This is a genomic window from Streptomyces sp. Tu 3180 (genome assembly GCF_009852415.1).
In the GTDB taxonomy this organism is placed as follows: domain Bacteria; phylum Actinomycetota; class Actinomycetes; order Streptomycetales; family Streptomycetaceae; genus Streptomyces.
On the sequence record NZ_WOXS01000002.1, the window covers coordinates 2,442,433 to 2,465,257 of the forward strand.

At 74.2% G+C, this 22,825-nt stretch carries 21 protein-coding genes and 1 riboswitch; of the genes, 10 read left to right on the top strand and 11 right to left on the bottom strand.

All coding sequences use genetic code 11. From position 1 onward, the window contains the following. Window positions 1-105 precede the first annotated feature (105 nt). The gene (locus GL259_RS11930) at window positions 106-549 is read right to left on the bottom strand and encodes an SRPBCC family protein (RefSeq protein ID WP_159531916.1); all 444 of its coding nucleotides are present in this window, start codon (window positions 547-549) and stop codon (window positions 106-108) included. Window positions 550-670: 121 nt separating this feature from the next. After that, entirely contained in the window at window positions 671-1,468 is a 798-nt protein-coding gene (locus GL259_RS11935) for a metallophosphoesterase (protein WP_159531918.1), read from the bottom strand. 292 nt (window positions 1,469-1,760) lie between these two features. Here GL259_RS11935 and GL259_RS11940 point away from each other — a divergent pair, with 292 nt between their 5' ends. Then, the gene (locus tag GL259_RS11940; protein ID WP_159531920.1) at window positions 1,761-3,557 is read left to right on the top strand and encodes an AMP-dependent synthetase/ligase; all 1,797 of its coding nucleotides are present in this window, start codon (window positions 1,761-1,763) and stop codon (window positions 3,555-3,557) included. A gap of 73 nt (window positions 3,558-3,630) precedes the next feature. Here the strand turns inward: GL259_RS11940 and GL259_RS11945 are convergent, their stop codons facing one another. Continuing rightward, window positions 3,631-4,773 carry a glycosyltransferase family 4 protein gene (locus tag GL259_RS11945; RefSeq protein ID WP_159531922.1) on the bottom strand — a complete coding sequence of 381 codons (1,143 nt, stop codon included), beginning with the start codon at window positions 4,771-4,773 and terminating at the stop codon, window positions 3,631-3,633. A gap of 120 nt (window positions 4,774-4,893) precedes the next feature. Between GL259_RS11945 and GL259_RS11950 the strand changes: the two genes are divergently transcribed. After that, window positions 4,894-6,129 (top strand): glycosyltransferase 87 family protein, encoded by a 1,236-nt coding sequence (locus tag GL259_RS11950; RefSeq protein ID WP_159531924.1) that lies wholly within the window; start codon window positions 4,894-4,896, stop codon window positions 6,127-6,129. On the opposite strand, the gene GL259_RS11955 is transcribed toward GL259_RS11950, so the two are convergent. After that, window positions 6,090-7,421 (bottom strand): MATE family efflux transporter, encoded by a 1,332-nt coding sequence (locus GL259_RS11955; protein ID WP_159531926.1) that lies wholly within the window; start codon window positions 7,419-7,421, stop codon window positions 6,090-6,092. The genes GL259_RS11950 and GL259_RS11955 overlap by 40 nt on opposite strands. 118 nt (window positions 7,422-7,539) lie before the next feature. Here GL259_RS11955 and GL259_RS11960 point away from each other — a divergent pair, with 118 nt between their 5' ends. Next, on the top strand, window positions 7,540-8,070 hold the full coding sequence (locus GL259_RS11960; RefSeq protein ID WP_159531928.1) for a PadR family transcriptional regulator: 531 nt from the start codon (window positions 7,540-7,542) through the stop codon (window positions 8,068-8,070). 22 nt (window positions 8,071-8,092) lie between these two features. Here the strand turns inward: GL259_RS11960 and GL259_RS11965 are convergent, their stop codons facing one another. The 5 genes from GL259_RS11965 to GL259_RS11985 form a co-directional block, all read right to left on the bottom strand. Beyond that, on the bottom strand, window positions 8,093-9,283 hold the full coding sequence (locus tag GL259_RS11965; protein WP_159531930.1) for a hypothetical protein: 1,191 nt from the start codon (window positions 9,281-9,283) through the stop codon (window positions 8,093-8,095). A gap of 33 nt (window positions 9,284-9,316) precedes the next feature. Next, entirely contained in the window at window positions 9,317-10,333 is a 1,017-nt protein-coding gene (locus GL259_RS11970) for a C40 family peptidase (protein WP_159531932.1), read from the bottom strand. Window positions 10,334-10,555: 222 nt separating this feature from the next. Further along, window positions 10,556-11,596: a C40 family peptidase gene (locus tag GL259_RS11975; protein WP_159531934.1), complete on the bottom strand. Its 1,041-nt coding sequence runs from the start codon at window positions 11,594-11,596 to the stop codon at window positions 10,556-10,558. Window positions 11,597-11,826: 230 nt separating this feature from the next. Next, a complete protein-coding gene (locus GL259_RS11980; protein ID WP_159531936.1) occupies window positions 11,827-13,170 on the bottom strand; it encodes an NYN domain-containing protein in 1,344 nt (447 codons plus the stop codon). A 66-nt stretch (window positions 13,171-13,236) separates the two neighbouring features. Continuing rightward, complete coding sequence (locus tag GL259_RS11985) at window positions 13,237-13,476, bottom strand: hypothetical protein (protein WP_159531938.1); 240 nt, start codon at window positions 13,474-13,476, stop codon at window positions 13,237-13,239. Between the two features lie 156 nt (window positions 13,477-13,632). Between GL259_RS11985 and GL259_RS11990 the strand changes: the two genes are divergently transcribed. The 7 genes from GL259_RS11990 (at window position 13,633) to GL259_RS12020 (ending at window position 19,994) form a co-directional block, all read left to right on the top strand. Then, window positions 13,633-14,394, top strand: a complete 762-nt coding sequence (locus GL259_RS11990; protein WP_159531940.1) for a rhomboid family intramembrane serine protease — start codon at window positions 13,633-13,635, stop codon at window positions 14,392-14,394. A 42-nt stretch (window positions 14,395-14,436) separates the two neighbouring features. Next, on the top strand, window positions 14,437-14,718 hold the full coding sequence (locus tag GL259_RS11995; protein ID WP_159531942.1) for an Lrp/AsnC ligand binding domain-containing protein: 282 nt from the start codon (window positions 14,437-14,439) through the stop codon (window positions 14,716-14,718). Window positions 14,719-14,823: 105 nt separating this feature from the next. Continuing rightward, window positions 14,824-15,138: a small secreted hydrophilic protein gene (locus GL259_RS12000; RefSeq protein WP_159531944.1), complete on the top strand. Its 315-nt coding sequence runs from the start codon at window positions 14,824-14,826 to the stop codon at window positions 15,136-15,138. Further along, window positions 15,125-16,564 carry an ATP-binding protein gene (locus tag GL259_RS12005; RefSeq protein WP_166461476.1) on the top strand — a complete coding sequence of 480 codons (1,440 nt, stop codon included), beginning with the start codon at window positions 15,125-15,127 and terminating at the stop codon, window positions 16,562-16,564. The genes GL259_RS12000 and GL259_RS12005 overlap by 14 nt, the downstream gene beginning before the upstream one ends. Next, entirely contained in the window at window positions 16,561-17,223 is a 663-nt protein-coding gene (locus tag GL259_RS12010) for a response regulator transcription factor (RefSeq protein ID WP_159531946.1), read from the top strand. Before GL259_RS12005 ends, GL259_RS12010 begins: the two co-directional genes overlap by 4 nt. 65 nt (window positions 17,224-17,288) lie before the next feature. Beyond that, complete coding sequence (locus GL259_RS12015) at window positions 17,289-18,716, top strand: SLC13 family permease (protein ID WP_166461477.1); 1,428 nt, start codon at window positions 17,289-17,291, stop codon at window positions 18,714-18,716. Between the two features lie 60 nt (window positions 18,717-18,776). Continuing rightward, window positions 18,777-19,994 carry a glycerate kinase gene (locus GL259_RS12020; RefSeq protein WP_159531948.1) on the top strand — a complete coding sequence of 406 codons (1,218 nt, stop codon included), beginning with the start codon at window positions 18,777-18,779 and terminating at the stop codon, window positions 19,992-19,994. Here GL259_RS12020 and GL259_RS12025 read toward each other — a convergent pair. Both GL259_RS12025 and trpD read right to left on the bottom strand, forming a co-directional pair. Further along, complete coding sequence (locus GL259_RS12025; RefSeq protein ID WP_159531950.1) at window positions 19,925-21,355, bottom strand: aminotransferase class V-fold PLP-dependent enzyme; 1,431 nt, start codon at window positions 21,353-21,355, stop codon at window positions 19,925-19,927. The genes GL259_RS12020 and GL259_RS12025 overlap by 70 nt on opposite strands. 159 nt (window positions 21,356-21,514) lie before the next feature. After that, window positions 21,515-21,631: riboswitch (SAM riboswitch) on the bottom strand. Window positions 21,632-21,706: 75 nt separating this feature from the next. Next, window positions 21,707-22,771: an anthranilate phosphoribosyltransferase gene (gene trpD, locus GL259_RS12030; protein WP_159531952.1), complete on the bottom strand. Its 1,065-nt coding sequence runs from the start codon at window positions 22,769-22,771 to the stop codon at window positions 21,707-21,709. Window positions 22,772-22,825: the final 54 nt, after the last annotated feature.

Consider the following 22,825-nt stretch of genomic DNA (forward strand, 5'->3'; position numbering starts at 1 on the left):
CGGTACCGGTGGGGCGTCGGGGGCCGCCCGGCCCCGCGCCCGGGCCGCGGGGAGGGCCCCGGTGCGCGTTCCCGGCCGGTCCCGCCGGTGGTTCCGGGTCCCGCCCTACTTCGCTCCCGACTCCACGCGCTTCTTCAGCCCCGCCAGGGCCCGGTCGATGATGACCTTCTCGGCCTTGCGCTTGATCATGCCGAGCATCGGGATCTTGACGTCGACGGTCAGCCGGTAGGTGACCTCGGTCGTGCCCGGGCCGGCCGGCTCCAGGAGGTAGGTGCCGTCCAGGGAGCGGAGCATCTGGGACTTCACCAGGGTCCAGGAGACCTCGTGCTCGCCGTTCCAGGTGTAGGCGAGGGTCTGGTCGTCCTTGATCGCGCCGGCGTCCATGACGAGGCGCACCTGCTCGGCGCGGCCCTGGCCGTCGGCCTTGAGGACCTCCGCCTCCTTCACCTCACCGGTCCAGTCCGGGTAGCGGGCGAAGTCGGCGATCACCCCCATGACATCGGCCGGTGCGGCCTCGATCGTGATGCTCGAGCTGGTGTGTTCCGCCATCGCCGTGGCTCCTCCGGATGCGCGCCGGTCGTCGGGTCGCCGTGCGCGGTGCAGCGCACGTCTGTGCAGCGGAAGGCTACCGCGCACCGGACCGGCACAGCTCACCCCACCTGGGGCGTCCTCACCATTCGAGTGCCCAGGGCCGCCCGCTGCCCGCGAAGTGCCCCACGTTCACGCACTCGGTGGCGCCGATCCGCATCCGCCGCACCAGCGGCTGGTGCACGTGTCCGAACAGCGCGTAGCGGGGCCGGGTGCGGCGGATGGCGTCCAGCAGCGCCAGGCTGCCGCGTTCGAAGCGGCGCGCGACGGTGTCGTAGACCAGCTCCGGGACCTCCGGCGGGATGTGGGTGCACAGCACGTCCACCTCGCCCACGGCCTCGATCTTCGCCGCGTACTCCTCGTCGGTGATCTCGTAGGGCGTGCGCATGGGGGTGCGCAGGCCGCCGCCGACGAAGCCGAAGGTCCAGCCGCCGATCTCCACCCGTTCCCCGTCGAGGACGGTCGTGCCGGGCCGGGCGTACTCCTGCCACAGGGCCGGCATGTCGACGTTGCCGTAGGTGGCGTACGTCGGGGTGGGGAAGGCGGCGAACAGCTCGGCGTACTGCCTGCGCACCGCCTTCTCGATCGCCGCGGCCCGGTCCTCGTCGAGCCCCGCCCACAGCCGGGCGCCGAACGCGCGCGCCTCCTCGAAGCGGCGGGCGGTGCGCAGTTCGACGATGCGGTCGGCGTTCTCGGTGCCGAACAGGTCGGGGAAGATGCCGCGCGAGTGGTCGGCGTAGTCGAGGAAGAGCACCAGGTCGCCCAGGCAGACCAGGGCGTCGGCGCCCTCGCCGGCCCGGGCCAGGTCACGGGCGTTGCCGTGCACGTCGCTGACCACGTGGACGCGCGTGCGACGGCCGCCGCCTGGTGTGGTTGCCATGGCGATCAAGAGTAAGCGCGTGCAACGGCCCGGACAATGGGCCGGACCTGCGGTTACTGGCTCGTCGGTGAAGGGTTGGACTACTGTGCGCGAAGAAACACCCATCTGTGTGACGCAGCGAACATCTCGCCGGGCCCCCCTGTCGTGAAGGGCATACCGGCGGGTAACGTCCGGCCAGTCCAGTCGTGCTCAGGATTTCAACATGTGAATCCGCGAGTACCCGCCCAGCCTTGGACCGCACCGTCGCATCGCACAACGTCGTGGCGCCGGCGCCCTAAGAGGAGCAGCAGTCTTGCGCGAGTTCAGCCTTCCGGCTTTGTACGAGGTCCCTGCGGACGGCAACCTGACCGACATCGTCCGCAGAAACGCCGCGCAGCACCCCGACGTCGCCGTCATCGCCCGCAAGACCGGCGGCGCCTGGCAGGACGTGACGGCCACCGCCTTCCTCGCGGAGGTCCGCGCGGCCGCCAAGGGGCTGATCGCCTCCGGGGTCCAGCCGGGCGACCGGGTCGGGCTGATGTCCCGCACCCGCTACGAGTGGACGCTGCTGGACTTCGCGATCTGGAGCGCCGGCGCGGTCACCGTGCCGGTGTACGAGACCAGCTCGCCCGAGCAGGTGGCGTGGATCCTCGGCGACTCCGGCGCCAGCGCCTGCCTCGTGGAGCTCGACGCGCACGCGGCGGCCGTGGAGTCGGTGCGCGACCGGCTGCCCGCGTTGAAGAACGTGTGGCAGATCGACGCCGGCGGCGTCGAGGAACTGGGCCGCCTCGGCCGGGACGTCACCGACGGGACGGTCGAGGAGCGCAGCTCCCTCGCGAAGGCCGACGACCCGGCGACGATCGTCTACACCTCCGGCACCACCGGCCGTCCCAAGGGCTGTGTGCTCACCCACCGCAGCTTCTTCGCCGAGTGCGGCAACATCGTGGAGCGGCTGCGTCCGCTGTTCCGCACCGGCGAGTGCTCCGTGCTGCTCTTCCTGCCCCTCGCGCACGTCTTCGGGCGGCTGGTGCAGATCGCGCCCATGATGGCGCCGATCAGGCTGGGCTGCGTGCCGGACATCAAGAACCTCACCGACGAACTGGCCTCGTTCCGCCCGACGCTGATCCTGGGCGTGCCGCGGGTGTTCGAGAAGGTCTACAACTCGGCGCGCGCCAAGGCGCAGGCCGACGGCAAGGGCAGGATCTTCGACCGGGCGGCGGCCACGGCGATCGCCTACAGCCAGGCGCTGGACACCCCCTCGGGCCCGTCGCTGGGCCTGAGGATCAAGCACAAGGTGTTCGACAAGCTCGTCTTCGGCAAGCTGCGCGCGGTGCTGGGCGGGCGCGGCGAGTACGCCATCTCGGGCGGCGCCCCGCTGGGCGAGCGCCTGGGCCACTTCTTCCGCGGCATCGGCTTCAGCGTCCTGGAGGGCTACGGCCTGACCGAGTCCTGTGCGGCCACCGCGTTCAACCCGTGGGACCGGCAGAAGATCGGCACGGTCGGCCAGCCGCTGCCCGGTTCGGTGGTCCGCATCGCGGACGACGGCGAGGTGCTGCTGCACGGCGAGCACCTGTTCAAGGAGTACTGGAACAACCCGGGCGCGACGGCCGAGGCGCTGGCCGACGGCTGGTTCCACACCGGGGACATCGGCACCCTGGACGAGGACGGCTACCTGCGGATCACCGGCCGCAAGAAGGAGATCCTGGTCACGGCGGGCGGCAAGAACGTCGCCCCGGCGGTGATAGAGGACCGGATCCGCGCGCACGCGCTGGTCGCGGAGTGCATGGTGGTGGGCGACGGGCGGCCGTTCGTGGGCGCGCTGGTCACCATCGACGAGGAGTTCCTGGGCCGCTGGTGCGCCGAGCACGGCAAGCCGGCGGGTTCCACCGCGGCGTCCCTGAGCGAGGACCCGGACCTCCTCGCGGCGGTCCAGACGGCGATCGACGACGGCAACGCGGCGGTGTCGAAGGCGGAGTCGGTCCGCAAGTTCCGCATCCTGCCCGCCCAGTTCACGGAGGAGTCGGGGCACCTGACCCCGTCCCTGAAGCTGAAGCGGAACGTGGTGGCGAAGGACTACGCCCACGAGATCGAGGCGATCTACGCGAAGTAGGACGCGCCGGACCGGACGCGCGACGGCGCGGTGCCCGCACCCGGGCGCCGCGCCGTCGCGCGTCGCGGGGGTCCTACAGCAGCTTCCTCAGTTCCTCCGCCAGCAGGTCCCAGCGCCACTTCTCCTCGACCCACCGGCGGCCCCGCTCGCCCATCCTGCGGCGCAGCTCCGGGTCGCCGAGGAGGGTGACGACGCGCTCGGCGGTCCGGGCGGGGGAGCCACCGGGGACGACCCAGCCGGTCTCGCCGTCGAGCACCGCGTCGGGGGCGCCGCCGGAGTCGCCCGCGACGACGGGCAGCCCGGTCGCGGAGGCCTCCAGGTAGACGATCCCGAGCCCCTCGACGTCCAGCCCGCCGCGCCGGGTCCGGCAGGGCATCGCGAAGACGTCCCCGGCGCCGTAGTGGGCGGGCAGTTCCTCCCAGGGGACGGAGCCGGTGAAGCGGACGGAGCCGGCGACCCCGGTGCGCCGCGCGAGCGCGCGCAGGTCCTTCTCGTACGGGCCGCCGCCGACGATCAGCAGCACGGCGTCCGGCTCGGCCGCCAGGATCGCGGGCATGGCCTCGATCAGCGTGTCCTGCCCCTTGCGCGGCACCAGCCGCGAGACGCACACGACCACCGGACGGTCGGTCAGCCCGAGCCGCGCCCGGACCTCGTCGCCGCCCGAGCCGGGGTGGAAGGTCTTCTCGTCGACCCCGGGCGGCAGCTGCACCATCCGGGAGGCCGCCTCGGGGGTCAGCGCGGCGGCGATCCGCGAGCGCGTGTACTCGCCGAGGTAGGTGATCGTGTCCGTGGACTGCCCGATCCGGCGCAGCAGCTGCCGCGCGGCGGGCAGCTGGGCCCATCCGGCCTCGTGGCCGTGGGTGGTGGCCACGATCCGCTCGGCGCCGGCCCGGCGCAGCGCCGGCGCCATCAGTCCGAGCGGCGCCGCCGCCCCGAACCACACCGAGGTGCAGCCGTGCTCGCGCAGCAGCCCGACGGCCCGCCGGGTGACCCGCGGGGTCGGCAGCAGCATCGTCGTACGGTCGCGCACGACGGTGAAGGGCTGCTCGGCGTCGAAGGCGGCCGTCGCCCGGACGCCCTCCCGGGTGTGCTTCCAGGTGGAGGCGTAGACGACGAGGCGCTCGGGGTCGAGCCGCAGCGCCATGTTGTGCAGGAACGCCTGGATGCCGCCGGGCCGGGGCGGGAAGTCGTTGGTCACGATCAGGGTCTTGTGCATCGCCGCAGACCCTACCGAACACCGTTTCCCGTCCGGCCACGGCGGCGCTCGGTGGCCCCCGCGCAGGTCCCCGGGACATCATGGCCCTTCGGGACCGCACACCGGACGGGCAGGGAGCGCATGAAGACGACGGCCGCGCGGGAGTCCCCCGCCCCGCTGCTGCTCCTGTGGGGGCTGACGCGCGCCGCCCTGCTGCTGTGCGTCCTGAAGGTGGTCGTCCTTCCCGGCCCGGACGTCACCAGCGACGTGTCGGTGATCTACCGGGGCTGGTACGAGGTCCTGCGCACCGGGACGTTCCCGCTGGACGACGTCACCTGGCAGTACCCGCCCGCCGCGGCCCTGGCGATCCTCTCCCCCGGCCTGCTGCCCTTCCTGGAGTACGCCACCGCGTTCTTCGCCCTGGCGCTCCTCGCCGACCTGGCCGTCCTGGTCCTGCTGGTGCGCGCCGGCCGGCGCCCCGGCCGGTCGCCGCGCGGCGCCCGGGTGTGGGTGGCGGGCGTGCCGCTGCTCGGGCCGACGGTGTACGCCCGCTACGACGTGATGGTGACGGCGGTGGCGGTGGCCGCGCTGCTGGCCACCGCCCGGCACCCCCGGCTGGCGGGGGCGCTCGCGGGCTTCGGGGCGCTGCTGAAGGTGTGGCCGGCGATGCTGCTCCTCGGGGTCCGCCGGCGCGGTGCCTGGGCGTCGGCCGCCGTGACCGGCGCCGGTGTCGCGGCCCTGTTCGCCGCCCTGATGCCGGGTGCGTTCGCGTTCCTGACCTTCCAGCGCGACCGGGGCACGGAGGTCGAGTCGCTGGGCGCGCTCGTCCTCCACGTCGCCCGGCACCACGGCTGGGACGGCGAGGTGCTGCTCAACTACGGCTCGGTGGAGTTCCTCGGCCCGTACGTGTCCTGGGTGAGCACGGGCGCGCTGCTGCTGTCCGGGGCCGCCTTCGGCTGGCTGGTGCGGTGGCGGCTGCTGGCCACCCGTTTCGAGGCGCACACCGTCGCCGACGCGGCGTTCACGGCGGTGCTGATGTTCACCGTCACCAGCCGGGTGATCAGCCCGCAGTACATGGTGTGGCTGGTCGGGCTCGCGGCGGTGTGCCGGTGCTTCGGCGAGAGCCGGATGCGGCTGCCGGTCGCCCTGGTGCTGGCCGCGTCCGCCGTGACGGTGCTGGAGTTCCCGGTGTGGTTCGCCCACGTCGTGGCCAGTGACCCGCTCGGGATCGCCCTCCTGGTCGTCCGCAACGGCCTGCTGGTCGCCGCGGCCCTGCTCGCGGCCCGCGTCCTGTGGCGCGCGACCGTCCCCCGGCGCCGCCCGCTCCCCGCGGTCCCTCAGCCGGCCCGCGCCACCGGGTCCCCGGTCTCCTCCTGATCCCGGGCCCTCCGGAACGGCACCAGCAGCGCCGCGCACTGCACCGCCATGGCGAGGGCCAGCGCGAGGGCCACCCCGGGCAGGCCCAGGCCGGTCAGCGCGTACGCCAGCGGCAGCTGGACGGCCGTGCCGAGCACCGTCACGCGCAGCACCGCCGAGGCGCCGCCGCTGCCCTCGAAGACCCCGCCGAGCGCGATGCAGCAGGCCATCAGCAGCAGGTACGGGCCGACGCAGCGCAGGAACAGCACGCCCTCGCGCGCGACGTCGGGTCCGGCGCCGAAGGCGGCCATGGTCCAGGGGGCCGTGGCGGCCAGCAGCACGGCGGCCACGGCGCCCGCCGTCCCGGAGACCAGCACGGCCTGCCGGCCGATCGCCCGCCGCGCCTGCCCGCTCCCGGCCCCGCGCGTGTGCGCCGTGTGGATCGAGGCGGCCTGCCGCACGGCGTAGAAGGCCATGGTGGCGACGTACAGGACCTTGTAGGCGATCGCGTAGGCGGCCACCGCGGTCACCCCGAGGCGGGCCACGATCGCGACCAGCGCCAGGGTGCCGGTCTGCCGCACGGTGAAGTCGGCGGACATGGGCAGCCCGGTGGCCAGGGTCCGGCGCAGCGAGACGGCGACGGGCTCGCCCGGGTCGGCGGCCCGTGCCTCGCGCAGCAGCCCCTCGCGCCGCAGCGCGAGCAGGCCCGCGCCCAGGGCGACCAGCCGGCCCAGCACCGTGGAGACGGCGGCGCCCCGGACGCCGTACAGGTGGATCAGGAACGGGTCGCCGGCCAGGATCAGTCCGTTGGCCAGCAGTGCGAGCCGCATCGGGGTGCGGGTGTCGCCCGCGCCCTTGAGGATGCCGTCGACGAGGGTCTGGGCGAAGAAGACGGCGGTGCCCGGGAGGGAGACCGCGAAGTAGTCCACGGCGAGCGGCAGCGCGGCCCCCTCGTCCCCGCCCGCGCCCAGCACCAGCCGGGCCAGCGGCTCCCGCACCACCAGCCCGCCCACCACGACCACCGGTGTCACGACCGCGTACAGCGCCCAGCCGCCGCGCACCGCCGCACGCACCGCGCCCGGGTCCCGCGCGCCCCTGGCGTGCGCGACGAGCACGGTCGTGCCGGAGCCGAAGACCAGGGCGACCCCGAGCAGCACGTTCTCGGTGTTCGTCGCCACCGCCACGGCGGCCACGGCGGGACCGCCCAGCCGGGAGACCCAGAGGGTGCTGACGATCCCGGCGGCGACGGAGGCCAGCAGCGAGAAGTAGACGGGGTGGGCGAGCGACACGAGCTGTGCGCGGTGGGCGTTCACTGCGCGGCCTCCTTCGGACGCGTACCTCGATTCGAGGTAGCTCGGAAAGAGGTAGCATGCGTCCCACGCCCCCCGCAAGGAGGGGCGCCCGGGGAAACGCGAGGAGGAACGCGTCCGCATGCTGGAGCTGTCGATCCTGGGCTTCCTGGCCGAAGAGCCGCTGCACGGCTACGAGTTGAAGGAACGCATCAAGGCGCTGAACGGCCATGTCCGCCCGGTCAGCGACGGGGCGCTGTACCCCGCGATCACCCGGCTCGTCACCGCGGGCCTGCTCGAGCAGCACACGGGGCCGGGTGCGAGCGCCGCCCCGCGCCGTGTCCTCTCCCTCACCGAGGCCGGCCGCGCGGACCTGCTGGCGCGGCTGCGCCGGCCGAAGCAGGTGGAGATCACCGACCAGGTGCGCTTCAACACCGTGCTGGCCTTCCTGCGCCACCTGCCGGACCGCCGGGAACAGGCCGCGGTGCTGCGCCGCCGCCTGGACTTCCTCCGGACACCGGCGAGCTTCTTCTACCGGGACGGCGATCCGGTGCGCGCGGAGGAGGCCGACGACCTGTTCCGGCAGGGGGTGCTGCGGGTCGCGCGGGCCACGGGCGAGGCGGAGCGCGCGTGGCTGCGGGAGGCCATCGCGGAGCTGGAGCAGCCGGACTGAGCCCCCGCTCCGCCGGGCCGGGTCAGCCGAGCCGGTCCCGCAGGTGGTCCCGCCACAGCGCCGTGAACTCCTCCCGGGTGGTGCCCAGCACCCGGTCCATCGCGTCCTCGACCGCGCCCTCCCGCTGCCGGTGCGCGCCCACGGCCCGGTAGAACGCGCCCAGGCGTTCCTCGCCCCAGCGGTCGGCGATGAGGCGGCAGGCCGTCCAGCCGCTCTCGTAGGCCCGGGCCAGCCGGTCGGAGTCGCCGGAGAAACCGAAGTCCCCGTCGTCCGGCAGCGCCGCGGGCACCTCCCCCCGGCCCACCGCGCGGGCGAGTTCGGGCGCGGTCTCGGTCGGGCCGCGCCCGCCGCCGCGGTAGCCGACCCAGTCGGCGAAGCCCTCGGACAGCCACAGCGGGGTCGCGGCGGAGGTGTGGGCGCGGGTGGCGACATGGGTGGCCTCGTGGGTGAGCACGACCTGCCGGCCCCAGTCGCCGAGCAGCCCGAAGGCGTCCGGGTTGACGATGATCCGGTCCGCGGGCGCCCGCGCCCCGGTACCGGTCTCGCCGGTGGTGACCGCCGCGATCCCCCGGTAGGAGGAGGCGGGCGAGCCCAGCAGGCCCGCCATGTCCTCCAGGGACTCCGGCACCAGGACGACGACGCGCCGGGCCCAGTCCCGGCCCCACGCGTCCGACACCGCGGGCACCGCGCGGTCGGCCAGCCCGGCGTAGTCGCGCAGTCTCGCGGCGGACTGCCCGACGCCGAGCACCAGGCTCCGTTCGCCCCGGACCGCCCGGACCGGGCCCTGGTCCCACAGCTGCCGGCCCGACCTGCTCGCGGGCCGGTCGGAGTCGACGGACCACCGGCCGTCCGCGCCGCGGCTCAGGCGCAGGGTGCGGGCGGTGGTGACCGGGGACCGGTCGTGGCCCTCGACGCGGTAGCTCAGGTCGGCCAGGACGGTGGCGGTGTCACCGGTGCGGTCGAGGGCGGTCACGCGGTAGGACCAGTCCGCCAGCGGTACGGCGCGCAGGTTGTCGAACCCGCCCCGGGTCCCGGTGCGGGCGTGGGCGGCGGCGTCGTGGTCGAGGACCGCCGCCGCCCGCCGGTCGAGGAGCGACTGCACCTCGGCGCGGACGCCGTCGGCGGCCGGCCTCCCGCCGCACGCCACCAGGGAGACGAGCAGCAGACACAGCGCCGCCACCGGCGCTCCCCGGACCCGCCCTCGACCAGCCATCTCCCCGAGGGTACGAGCACCGGACGGCTTCGGTCAGACCCTGGTGACCGAAGAGACCGGCATCATCCCGACCGGGTCGTGGCGCACGGGGGCGCCGGGGTAGGGCGCGTGGATCACCTGGCCGTTGCCCACGTACATCCCGACGTGGCTGGCGTCGGACCGGTAGAGCACCAGGTCGCCGGGGCGCGCCTCGGAGAGCGGGACCTGCCGGCCGGCGTACCGCTGGGCCTGCGAGGTGCGCGGCAGGGACACCCCGGCCTGCGCGTACGCCCACTGCGTCAGTCCCGAACAGTCGAAGGCGCCGGGCCCGCTGGCGCCCCACACGTAGGGCCTGCCGAGGGCGGAGCGGACGGCGGCCACGGCGGCGGCCGCGCGTGCCGAGGCCGGTGCGGCCGCACCCGGGCCGTACAGGTGCGCACGGCCGGAGCGGGTGGCGCGGTCGTAGGCGGCGCGTTCACCGGGCGGGAGGGAGTTGAGCAGCCGGCGGGCCTCGGCGAGTTTGCCCTCGACGGTCCTCTTGTGGGCGGCGACCGCCTCACGGCTCCTGTCCAGCGCGCGCAGCGTGCGGGCCGCCTCCGCGCGGTCCTGGGCGAGGGAGCGCAGGGCGCCCCGCAGTTTCCTGAGCTCACCGGCCTGGTGGGCGGTGATCCGGTCGAGGACGGAGGCCCTCTCCAGATAGTCCTCCGGGTCGTCGGAGAGCAGCAGCGCGAGGGAGGGGTCGAGACCGCCGGAGCGGTACTGGGCGCCGGCGAGCGGACCGAGCGACTCCCGCATGGTGTTGATCCGCTCCTGCTGCCGGGCGATCCCGTCCTGTGCGGTGCGGACCCGCCGGCGCAGGTCGTCGGCGCGCTCGTCGGCCGCGTTGTAGGCCTCGGTGGCCTTCTCGGCCTCCTCGTAGAGGCGGTCCACCTCGGCCCGGGTGTCGTCGTGCGGCGTGGCCGCGGCCGGTACCGCGCCCAGGGCGGCGGCCGTGACGGACAGCAGACCGACGGCGGCGACGGCGCCCCGGTCGGATCCGAAGGACGGTGCAGGACGGCGATGGGACCCCACGGGAAGCCGCGCTCCTTCCGCTGGCGGACGGGAAACGCGGCAGACAGTAGCGCCGGCGACGGCGGGCGGACCAACGCCCGCGGCGGCCTCCTACGGCGGCGCCCCGCCTGCGACGCAGGTCACGGGCGGGGCGGGGGCCGGTCGGCGCCGGTGCGATTCCCCCGTTCGGAGGCACGACGGGCCGGTCTCGCGGGGAGGGCGGAGGGGCAGGGGCGGAGGGGCCTAGACGCGGACGCCGAACATGAACGGGCCGCCGATGGTGTTCATCGACTCGTAGCGCACGACGGTGCCGGTGCGCGGGGCGTGGATGATCTGGCCGTTGCCCGCGTACAGGCCCACGTGGTGCAGGTCGTTGAAGAAGAAGACCAGGTCGCCGACCTTGAGCTGGCTCACCGAGTAGATCCTGGTGCCCGCGCCGGTCTGCGCCTCGGAGGTGCGCGGGATGCCGACGCCGGCCTGGGCGTACGCCCACTGGGTCAGGCCCGAGCAGTCGTAGGAGGACGGGCCGGTGGCGCCGTAGACGTAGGGGCTGCCGAGCTTGCTCTGGGCGGCGGCGAAGGCGGCGGCGGCGCGGCCGGAGCCGGCCGGGACGTCGGCGGAGAGGGCCTCGCGCTCGCTGGTGCGGGTGGCGCGGTTCTGCTCCTCGGCGAGCTGCGCCTTCTCCGCGGCGGTCAGGCTGTTGAGCAGCTTCTGCGCGGCGGCGAGCTTGCCCTGGACTTCCTTCTTCTTCTTGCCCAGTTCGGTGCGGGTGGAGGCGAGGTCCTCGAGCTTCTCGGACGCCTCGGAGCGCTGCTGGGCGAGTTCGCGCTGCTTCTCCTGGATCTTCTTCAGCGCGTCGACCTGCTGGGTGCTCAACTGGTCGAGGGTGGACGCCTTGTCGAGGTAGTCGTCCGGGTCGGAGGAGAGGAAGAGCTGGACCGAGGGGTCGATGCCGCCGCTGCGGTACTGGGCGCTGGCCATCGAACCGAGGCCGTCGCGCAGCTCGTTGAGCTCCTGCTGACCGCGGGCGACGTCGTCCTGGATGGCGGAGATCTCCTTCTGGAGCTTCTCCTGCTTCTCCTTGGCCCCGTTGTACTTCTCGGTGGCCTGCTCGGCCTGCTCGTAGAGCTTGTCGACCTTCGCCTTCACCTCGTCCTTGCTCGGCTTCTCGCTGGGGGCGGCGTTGGCGGCCTGCGAGCTCAGGGCGACGGCAGCTGCGGCAGCGGTGGTGAGCACGGTCACGCGCGCACGGCTCGGCTGCTTGGGACGACGGTGGGACGCCACGGAGACGAGCTCCTTCTCGAGGGTGATCTCGCGGTCGAGGGTTCGAGGCCGACCCTAATGATTCTCTTGTGATCAGTTCAAATCCCCGGACACAAAATCTTCGTCACAGCGTGTTTATTCGGCCTCAACTCACCTGCAGTGATGCCGGGCTGACGCTACGTCGCGTGACGGTTCCGTCAATTCGGGCATAGATCACGTACGTTGCACGAGGGACGGAAGCCGGCCAGGTGCTAGGAAAGCCTCTTGAGGAGCACCGCCGACGCGACCGGACGGGCGCCGGCGCGGGCCACCCCGTCGGCCACCTCGCGGTCGGTGGAGGCGACGATGACGGGCCGGCCCGGCGGCTCGGCGCGCACCAGCTGGCGGATCAGCTCGTCGGCGGTGACGCCCGGCTTGGAGAACAGCACCCGCACCCCGCGCGGCGGCGCCAGCAGCACCGGCGCGGCCAGTTCGGCGCCGTCGAAGACGCACGTCACCTCCGCACCGGTCTGGGCGGCGAGCTGGGCGAGCTGGCCCAGGAGCCTGAGCCGCTGCTTCTCCAGGGGCATCTGGGGATAGCCGGTCTTGGTGACGTTGTAGCCGTCGACGACGAGGTGCGCCTGCGGCAGCGCCAGCAGCTGGTCGAGGACGGCGGGGTCGTCCTCGGACAGCGCGCGGGCGGCGATGTCCTTCGGGGTCATGCGGCCGGGCTCGACGGCGTCCACGGTCTCGGCGGGCCGCACGGACACCGGGGGCAGCGCGAGCTCGCGCCGCAGTCCCTGGGCGGCGTCCAGCACGGTGTCCAGCAGCAGCCGCACCCGCATGTCCTCGACGCTGCGGCCCTCCCGGGCCGCCCGGCGCGCGGCCTCCAGCGCGGCCTCGGTCTCCCCCAGCCGCGCCCTGAGGCGCCGGCTCTCGCTCTCGGCGGCCGACACCTGGGCCTGCCCCTCGGCGCGGACCGCCTCCATCTCGCCCCGCAGCTTGCGCAGGGCGGCCTCGCCGCGCTTGACGTCGCTGAGCGCGGAGCGCAGCTTGCGGTGCAGCGACTCGGCTTCCTTCTTCGACGACTCCAGCTCGGCGCGCAGCCGCTCGGTCTCGGCCCTGGTGTGCTCGCGGGCCCGGGCGAGTTCGGCGCGCAGCCGCTCCATCTCGGCCCGGGTCTCCTCGTCGGCGCGCTCGGCGTCGGCGCGCTGCGCCTCCTCGCCGGCGGCGGTCACCAGCTTGACCCAGCCGGCCGGGCGGAGCACGTAGGCCGCGGCCGCCACGTCGAGCGGGTCCGCGGCCGGGGGCGGGGAGCCCGAGTCGAGGGCGCCGGTCAGTTCCGGCTGGGCCTCTCTGAGCTTCTCCCCGATGCGCTGCCGGAACAGCGGATCGCTCTCCAGCGCCGTGGCCATGGCGTTGCCGGCGAACTTGGCGCGGCGGCTGGGGGTGAACCGGGCGTACTGCCGCAGCTGGGCGGGCAGCTCGGTGACCGTCAGCCCGCCGAAGCCGTCGGCGACGATCTGGACGACCCGGCGGCGCACCCCGTCGGGCAGCGGACGGTCGAGCACCTCGGCGGCGCCGTCCTGCGGCCCCCCGCCCGTGGTCTCCACCATCCGTCACACCCCAATGCCTGTGTGCGACCCCCGTGCGGGGTCGCCGTCAGCGGGGCCCGCCCCCCTTCAGGAGCCGGCACCCGGCCTGTCCACGAGTTCCACCTGGTCCACGGCGTTGCACCAGCGGCACCGCACCGACTCGATCGTCTCATCGAGCACCTCGCGCTCCTCGACACTGGGCTCTCCGGCCAGGTCGAGGTGGACGTACTCGACGACCTTCGACGAGCGGGTCACGTCGAACCGGGTGAGGTTGCCGCAGAGGGTGCAGCGCCACCGCGTCGAGGCGGTCGGCAGAGGAACCGTCATCGTGGCTGTTCGCCTTCCTTCCAGTGTCCGTGACACACCGGCTCCCCGGTGCGTGTGGCTCGTAACCCTACGGCCTGCCGGGTCCCGGCCGCCCGCCCGTCCACGGCGGCGAGGCGGTCTGTGCGGTTGCGTCCGGTTACGTCATGCTCTGTGTTCATGATCCGCGACTGGAGCGCGTCGGCCGCCGGGGCCCTGCGGGGTTCGCCGGCCCCGGTGACCCACACCCTCGTCGTCCTGTGCTGCCTGGTCTTCCTGCTCGGGCCGGCCTCGGGCCTGAATCCGGCCCACGGTTCCGAGGAGGAGCTGCTCGCCGCGCAGCGGGCCTACTTCCGGCGCTGGGGCGTGATCCCCGCAGACCTGTTCGAAGGATCCCCCGGGGCCCTCCTCACCCCCGCCACGGCGCTGTTCGTCCACGGCGGCTGGGTGCACCTGCTCGGCAACATGCTCTTCCTCCACGTCTTCGGAGTGATGACCGAGGCGCGGATGGGCCGCGTGCGGTTCACCGTGTGCTACGTGGGCTGCGGCTACCTCGCCCTGCTGGGGTACGCCGCCGCCCACGCGGGCTCCGGACAGCCCCTGGTCGGGGCCTCCGGGGCGATCTCGGCGGTCCTCGGCGCGTTCCTCTTCCTGTTCCCCCGGGCGCGGGTGACCAGTCTCCTGCCGTTCCTGTTCTTCCTGCCGGTGCGCTTCCCGGCGTGGGTGGTGCTGCCGCTGTGGGCGGCGCTGCAGTGGGCGGCGGCCGGGCAGGCGGCCGACGGGCCGGGGGTGGCGTACCTGGCGCACCTGGTGGGGTTCGGGCTGGGCCTCGGCTACGCGTGGCTGCGTTTCGGGCGGGCGGCCGCCGTGTCCCGCCGGGGGGCGGCCCCCGGTCCCGGACGGGGCACGGCGGCACGAACGCGTCCGGTGGACCGCGAGTAGGGTGAAGGCCCCAGCAGCGGCCCCCGAGGGAGAGAACCAGCCGTGATCACCGCGATCGTCCTCATCAAGACCAGCGTGGACCGGATCCCCGAGATCGCGGAACAGATCGCCGCGCTGGACAGCGTCAGCGAGGTCTTCTCCGTCACCGGCACCTACGACCTGATCGCCATGGTCCGGGTCCGGCAGCACGAGGACCTGGCGGAGGTCATCCCGGGCCGGATCAGCAAGATCCCCGGCGTGGAGGGGACCGACACGCACGTGGCGTTCCGCACGTACTCGCAGCACGACCTGGAGGCGGCGTTCGCCATCGGCCTGGACAGCTGAGGAACGGGCGCGGGACGGCCGGGGCGCGGCGGACGCGGCGTCCATGAGGAGTTCTTCATCTCCGGCTCATCCGCGCCCTCCGGTTCCCGCCGCAGCATCGGGGCCATGGTCTTCACTCGCCGGATGGCGGCCCTGGCCGCCGTCGTACTGATCCCCCTGGGCGTGGCCGCCACGAGCTTCGCCCTCGCCGACAGTCCCGAACCGCCCAAGGTCCCGCCGCGGGTGGAACTGGACAGCGGCTCCCCCACCCCGACGCCCACGGCCCCGTCCGCGCGGCCCGAACCGACGCCGAGCGACGAGGTCGTCTCCCGGCCTCCGGTGACCGACAGCCCAGCGGGTGATGACGATGACGACGACCGCGGCCGGGACTCCTCGGACGACGGACCCGGCGGGGACGACGGACCGGGTGACGACGGCTGACGGTGTCCGCCGGCGGATATCCGCCCGGGTCCGCATCCTGCTGTGGCTGCTGTTCGTCATGGCCGTCGCGCTCGCCTCGGTCGCCATGACCACCCGCTCCTTCCTGCTGCGGGACGTCGACGACCGGATCAACGGGCTGCTCACCCAGGAGGCCGGCGAGTTCGCCAACTTCGAGCGGCGGGGCTTCGACCCGGAGACGGGCCGGCCGTTCACCGACCCGGACCGGCTGCTGCGGGTTTTCCTGGAGCGGCAGTACGCCGACCCGGACGAGGAGCTGATCGGTCTGGTGGCCCGCCGGAACGGCGGCCCGGCGCAGATCATCCAGCCGCGCGACCTGCCCGTCGCGCTGCCGCTGCACCGGGACCCCGACGCCAGGCGCCGCGTCTTCGACTCGCCCGAACCCTCCGGCGTGCTGCACCGGCCCGAGGGGGAGATCCGCTGGGCCAAGGTGTCCGTGGCCCGGTACGGCGGCGGCGACCCGGCGGCGGCGTTCGTCGTCGCCTTCCACCCCGAGCGCGAAGTGGCCCGGGTGGACGAGGTGTTCCGGGTGCTGCTCGCCATCTCCGGGGTCGCGCTGCTGCTGACCACCGGCATCGGCTGGGCGGTCGCCGGGCGGATCCTGCAGCCCGTGCGGCTGGTGCGCACCGCCGCCGCGCAGCTCACCGAGCAGGACCTCACCCGCCGCATCCCGGTGCGCGGCCGCGACGACATCGCGGCCCTCGCCGAGACGTTCAACGCGATGCTCGACCGGCTGGAGCGGGCCTTCGCCACCCAGCGGCAGTTCGTCGACGACGCCGGTCACGAGCTGCGCACCCCGATCACCATCGTGCGCGGCCATCTGGAGCTGATGGGCGACGACCCGGCCGAACGCGAGGAGACCGTCCGCCTGGTCACCGACGAACTGGACCGGATGAGCCGCATCGTGGAGGACCTGCTGCTGCTCGCCAAGGCCGAACGCCCCGACTTCGTCACCCCGGAGCCGGTGCAGCTCGCCGAACTCACCGCCGACGTCTACGTCAAGGCCCGCACCCTGGGCGAACGCGACTGGCGGCTCACCGGGACGGCGGACCGGGAGGCGCAGCTGGACCCGCAGCGCATCACCCAGGCCATGGTGCAGCTGGCGCAGAACGCGGTGCAGCACACCACCACCGGCCAGACCATCCGCATCGGCTCCCGCGCCGAGGGCTCCCGCATCGAGCTGTACGTCGCCGACTCCGGCCCCGGTGTCCGGCCGCAGGACCGGGAGCTGGTCTTCGAACGCTTCCGGCGCGGCACCTCCCGGCGCGGCGCGCGCGGTTCGGGCGCCGGGCTCGGCCTGTCGATCGTCAAGGCGATCGCGGAGGGCCACGGCGGCCGGGTCCGCCTGCACGACACCGAGGGCGGCGGCGCCACCTTCGTACTCACCTTTGAGGAGGCACCCAGGTGAACCGGATCCTGATCGTCGAGGACGAGGAGCGCATCGCCTCCTTCGTGGAGAAGGGCCTGCGCGCCAACGGCTTCACCACCACCGTCGTCCCCGACGGCGAGAGCGGCTACGCGTACGCGCTGACCGGGGGGTTCGACCTGGTCGTCCTGGACATCGGGCTGCCCGGCCGGGACGGCTTCACGGTCCTGCGCGAGCTGCGCGAGTCCCGGGTGACGACGCCGGTGATCGTGCTGACCGCCCGGGACTCGGTGCGCGACACGGTGGCCGGCCTGGAGGGCGGCGCCGACGACTGGATGACCAAGCCGTTCCGCTTCGAGGAACTGCTCGCCCGGGTACGGCTGCGGCTGCGCACGGCGGCCCGCGCGCCGGAGGTGACGGTACTGAGGTCCGGCGACCTCTCCCTGGACCTGCGCACCCGCAGGGCGCGGGCCGCGGAGCGCACCGTCGACCTGACGGCCCGTGAGTTCGTGCTGCTGGAACTGTTCCTGAGGCACCCCGGGCAGGTGCTCTCCCGCGAGCAGATCCTGTCCCACGTGTGGGGCTACGACTTCGACCCGGGCTCCAACATCGTGGACGTCTACGTACGGGCGCTGCGCAAGAAGCTCGGCGCGGAGAGGGTGGAGACGGTCCGCGGGATGGGCTACCGGCTCCCCGCGTGAGGTCCCCCGCCGCCGGGTGAAGTTCCCTTCATCTTCGGCTCATCGACGGCTCACGGCCCGGGTGAATGCTCGATGACGTGAGCCTGAATCCCCGACTGACCGCCGCCCTGTGCGTGGCCCTGTCACTGTGCGCGCTGCTCGCGGTGCCCGGCAACTTCCCCGGCCTGAGCGGGGACGCGCGCCTCACCCTCGCCGTGTTCGCGCTGGCGACCTGCGCCTGGATCGGCACGCCGGTCGACGACACCTACATCGCGCTGGGCGCCGGACTCGCGCTGACGGTGACCGGGGTGATCAGCAGCGACACCCTCTTCGGCACCCTGGGCGACTCCACGGTGTGGCTGCTGATCTGCGCGTTCGTCCTCGCGGCCGCGGTGACCCGGACCGGGCTCGCCGGGCGGGCGGCCGCCTTCCTGGTCGGCGGGGCGCGCACGGTGCGGCAGTTGACGCACCTGACGACCGCCGCACTGGTCGTCACCGCGTTCGCGGTGCCCGCCACCTCGGGCCGTGCGGCGCTCGCGCTGCCGGTGTTCCTGGCCCTCGCCAAGGCGCTCGCGGACCGGAAACGGCTGGTCGTGATGCTGGCGCTGCTGTTCCCGACCGTGATCCTGCTGTCCGCGGTGGCGACCCTGATCGGTGCGGGCGCGCACCTGATCACCGTGTCGGTGCTGTGGGAGGCCACCGGGGACCGGGTCGGCTTCACGCAGTGGCTGCTGCTGGGGCTGCCGCTGGCGGTGGCCTCCTCCCACCTCGCCGCCGAGGCCGTCCTGTTGACCACCACCCGGCGCGCCGACCGCGGGGGTCCGGTGCACATCACCGCCGAGGAGATCCAGCGGCACAGCGACCGCCCGGTCACCGGCCCCTGGACGCAGGCCGAGAAGCGCTGCGCCCTGCTGCTCGCCACGGTCGTCGCCCTGTGGTGCAGCGAGCCGCTGCACCGGGTGCCGCCGGCCGTGGTGGCGCTGATCGGCGCGGTCGTCGCCGCCTCGCCGGCGCTGGGCACCGTACGGCTGAAGGACGCGCTGAGGACGGTGCCCTGGTCGCTGCTGCTGTTCATGGCGGCGACCATGGCGATGGGCGTGGCGCTCGCCGAGTCGGGTGCGGCGAAGTGGCTGGTCGGGGGGGTGCCGTCGGGCATCACCCCGGTGATGTTCCTGGGGGTCGTCGTCGCGGTCGGCACGGCCGCCCACCTCGTCCTGCAGTCCCGTTCCGCCCGTTCCTCGGTGCTGGTCCCGCTGGTGGTCGCGGCGGCCGCGGGCGCCGGGGTGAACCCGGTCGCGGCGGCGCTGGCCTCCACCGCCGCCGCGGGCTTCTGCCACACGCTGCCGGCCTCCGCGAAACCGGTCACGCTCTTCGCGGAGATCCCCGGCACCCCCACCTACACCCCGCGCGACCTGCTGCGGCTGTCCGCCGTGCTGGCCCCGCTGACCGCCGCCCTGGTCCTGCTGTTCGCCGTCGCGGTGTGGCCGCTGCTCGGCGTCCCCGTGACCCGCTAGCCCTCCCCGAACCACCGAGGCCCGGCCCGCCGGGCCTCCCGTCCCACCAGGAGTGATCGCATGCTCACCCGTGTCGTCGTAGCCCCCAGCGGCTTCAAGGAGTCGCTGTCCGCCGAGGCCGCCGCCGACGCCATCGCGGCGGGCGTCCGCCGGGTCCTGCCGGACGCGGAGATCGACCGGATCCCGCTGGTGGACGGCGGCGAGGGCACGGCCCCGGCGCTGGCCGCCGCGACCGGCGGGCGGCTGGTCGCCCTGGCCGCCACGGGCCCGGTCGGCGAACCGGTCGGCACGCACTTCGCGCTCCTCGGCTCCCGGGAGACCGCGGTGGTGGAGATGGCGGCGGTCGCGGGCCTCTCCCTGGTCCCGCGCACCCGGCGCGACCCCGGCGCCACGACCACGTACGGCGTCGGCGAGCTGATCCGCGCGGCGCTCGACCAGGGCGTGCGGCGCGTCCTGGTCGGCTGCGGCGACTCGGGCACCTCCGACGGCGGCGCGGGCGCGCTCCAGGCCCTCGGCGCCCGGCTGCTGGATGCGGACGGTTTCGAACTGCCGCGGGGCGGACGTGAGTTGACGCGCCTGGCGCGCATCGACCCGGCCGGCCTCGATCCCCGGCTGGACGACGTGGAGCTCCTCGTCGCCTGCAACCCCTTCAACGTGCTGTGCGGCGAGCGGGGCGTGGCCCGGGTGTTCGGCCCGCAGAAGGGGGCGACCCCGGCCCAGGTCGAGGAGTTGTCGGCGGGACTGGAGAACTGGGCGCGCGTCCTCACCCGCGATCTCGCCGTCACCGGCACCGATCTGCGCCACGGCCCCGGCACGGGCGCCTCCGGCGGGCTCGGCGCCGGTCTCGCCGCCCTCGGCGCGCGTCTCCTCCCCCGCTTCGACGTCCTGCTGGACCACCTCGACCTGGACGCCCGGCTGGCCCGCGCCGACCTGGTCGTCACCGCCGAGGGCGCCCTGGACCACCAGACGCCGCGCGGCAAGGTCCCGGCGGAGGTGGCCCGCCGCGCCAAGCGGTACGGGCGCCCGGTGCTCGCGCTGGCGGGGACGCTCGGCGAGGGGGCGCACGACGTGCCGGGCGTGGACGCCTGCCACGGCATCCTGCCCGCCCCGATGGCCCTCGCCGAGGCCCTGGTCCGCGGCGCCGAACTCCTCACCGACGCCACGGAACGGGCCCTGCGGATGATCGTCCTGGGCGCCCGGCTACCGGTTCACGCGGAGCCGGCCGCCGCGGTGCGCGCCGAGGTGTCGGGCACGCACCGCCCGTCCACCGTGCGGTAGTTCCACTTCGCCCCGTCCCGCACGAGCTCCCCGACCGCCCGCACGAACCGCTCCACGTGCTCGTCCGGCGTGCCCGCGCCGAAGCTGACGCGGATGGCGTTGAGGGACCTCTCCCCCGGTGCCGCCTCGGGGGCGCCGCACTCGCCCTGGGCCTCCGGGTCACCGCCGAGCAGCCTGCGCACCAGCGGGTGGGCGCAGAACAGCCCGTCGCGTACGCCGATGCCGTACTCGGCGGACAGCGCCGCGGCGAAGTGGGAGCTGTTCCAGCCCTCGACGACGAAGGAGAGCACGCCGACGCGCGGGGCGTCGTCCCCGAACAGGGACAGGAACCGCACCTCGGGGACGTCCGCGAGCCCCTCGCGCACCGTGCGGATCAGGTGCTCCTCACGCGCGGCCAGCGCGTCGAAGCCGGCCTCGGTGAGCGCCTTGCAGGCGGAGGCGATGGAGTGGGCGCCGATGACGTTGGGCGAGCCGGCCTCGTGACGGGCCGCGCCGTCGTGCCACTCCACGTCCACTCCCCCGTCCGCGCGCCGGGTGACCCTGCGGCTGGCGCCGCCGCCCGCGAGGTACGGCTCGGCCTCCCGCAGCCAGTCGGCGCGGCCGGCCAGGACGCCGGAGCCGAAGGGGGCGTACAGCTTGTGCCCGGAGAAGGCGACCCAGTCGACGTCCAGTTCGGTCACCGAGACGGCGTGGTGCGGGGCCAGCTGGGCGGCGTCCAGGACGATCCGGGCGCCGTGCGCGTGCGCGACGGCGGCCAGTTCCCGTACGGGCCACAGCTCACCGGTGACGTTGGAGGCGCCGGTGACGCACACCAGGGCCGGGCCATCGGGGCCTCCCCTGCTCGAGCGGAGCCGAGAGCCTGGGGAAGGGTCGCGGTCGGCGAGGGCGCGCTCCAGGGTCTCCACGGCCCGGCGCGGGCTGTCCGGGGCGTCGAGGTACGTGACGCGGGCGTCGCGCCAGGGCAGCAGGGAGGCGTGGTGCTCGGTCTCGAAGACGAAGACCTCGCAGCCGGCGGGCAGCGCGGCGGCGAGCAGGTTCAGGGAGTCGGTGGTGGAGCGGGTGAACACCACCTGGTCCCCGGCACGGCAGTCGAGGAACCCGGCGACGGTGCGGCGGGCGTTCTCGAACAGGTCGGTGGAGAGCTGGGAGAGGTAACCGGCGCCCCGGTGGACGCTGCCGTAGTACGGCGCGTAGGCGGCCACGTCGTCCCACACGCGCTGGAGGGCGGGGGCGCTGGCGGCGTAGTCGAGGGCGGCGTAGGTGACCTCGCCACCGGTGACGAGGGGGACGGTGACGTCCCGGCCCAGGACGGGCAGCGGGGCACGGACGGACCGGTCGGCGGCGACGGCGGAGACGGACATGGCGAACTCCCGTGGGGCAGGCGGAATCCCCGCGCGAGCGGACGGCGCTCGAGCGCGAAGGAGAAAGGAAGGGGTGGGCGGAGGCGGGGCTCGGCAGCCCTAACGCATTCGCTTGCTCACGGAAGGCTCCTCGACGACCAGGACCCCTGGTGTGCGAGGGGTCCGCGCTTGCCGTGAGCCTTGCTGCTCACGGCCTGGTCCTCACCCGGGGCACCCCGCCACGGACGGAGGGTTGCCGGACAGCCGGCCGGGGCCTGATGGCTGTCGCTCGTGACCTGGACAGGAAACTACGTGAGGTGACCGGCGTCCCGCAACCCGTGTCCGGATCGCGGGACGTCTCCCCGGCGGGGGCTACGCGTTGCTGACGGCCACCCAGCGCTCCAGGACCCGCTTGGCGGCCCCCGAGTCGATCGCCTCGGCCGCCTTCGCCATCCCGGTGCGGATCCGCTCGGTCAGGGGGCCGGAGCCCGGCTCCAGGGCGACCAGCGCCGCCGCCGAGTTCAGCAGCACCGCGTCCCGTACGGGGCCCGGTTCGCCGTCCAGCAGCCGGCGGGCGACCTCCGCGTTGTAGGAGGCGTCGGCGCCGCGCAGGGCCTCCACGGGCACCAGCTCGATGCCGACGTCGCGCGGGTCGAAGGTCTCCTCGTCCACCTTGCCGTCGCGCACCACCCACACCCTGGAGGTGGCGGTGGTGGTCAGCTCGTCCAGGCCGTCGTCGCCGCGGAACACCAGCGTGGAGTTGCCGCGTTCGGCGAAGACCCCGGCCATGATGGGCGCCATCCGGGGGTCGGCGACCCCCACCGCCTGCGCCTTGACCCGCGCCGGGTTGGCCAGCGGGCCGAGGAAGTTGAACACCGTGCGGATGCCCAGCTGTCCGCGGGCGGCGGCCACGTGGCGCAGCGCCGGGTGGAACTTCACCGCGAAGCAGAAGGTGATCCCGGCCTCCTCGGCGACCTCGGCCACCCGCAGCGGGGTCAGCTCCAGGTTGACGCCCAGCTTCTCCAGGACGTCGGAGGCACCGGACGCGGAGGAGGCGGCCCGGTTGCCGTGCTTGACGACCTTCGCGCCGGTGCCGGCGACGACGATCGAGGACATCGTGGAGATGTTCACCGTCTTGGCGCCGTCGCCGCCGGTGCCGACGATGTCGACCGTCGCCCCGGGCACCTCGATCACCCTGGCGTGGTCGTACATCGCCCGCACGCAGCCGGTGATCTCCTCGACCGTCTCGCCCTTGGCCCGCAGGGACACCGCGAAGCCGGCGATCTGCGCGTCGGTCGCCTCGCCGCGCATGATGAGGTCCATCGCCCAGGCGGTGTCGTCGGCGGACAGGTCCCGGCCGTCCAGCAGTCCGTTCAGCAGGGCGGGCCAGGAGCGGCCCGCCGCGGTGTCGCCTCCAGCGGGGGTCACAGCGCTCATCAGCCGCTCCTGATCGTCGGGGGAAGGGTCTTCCAGGACCACCCTATCCACCCC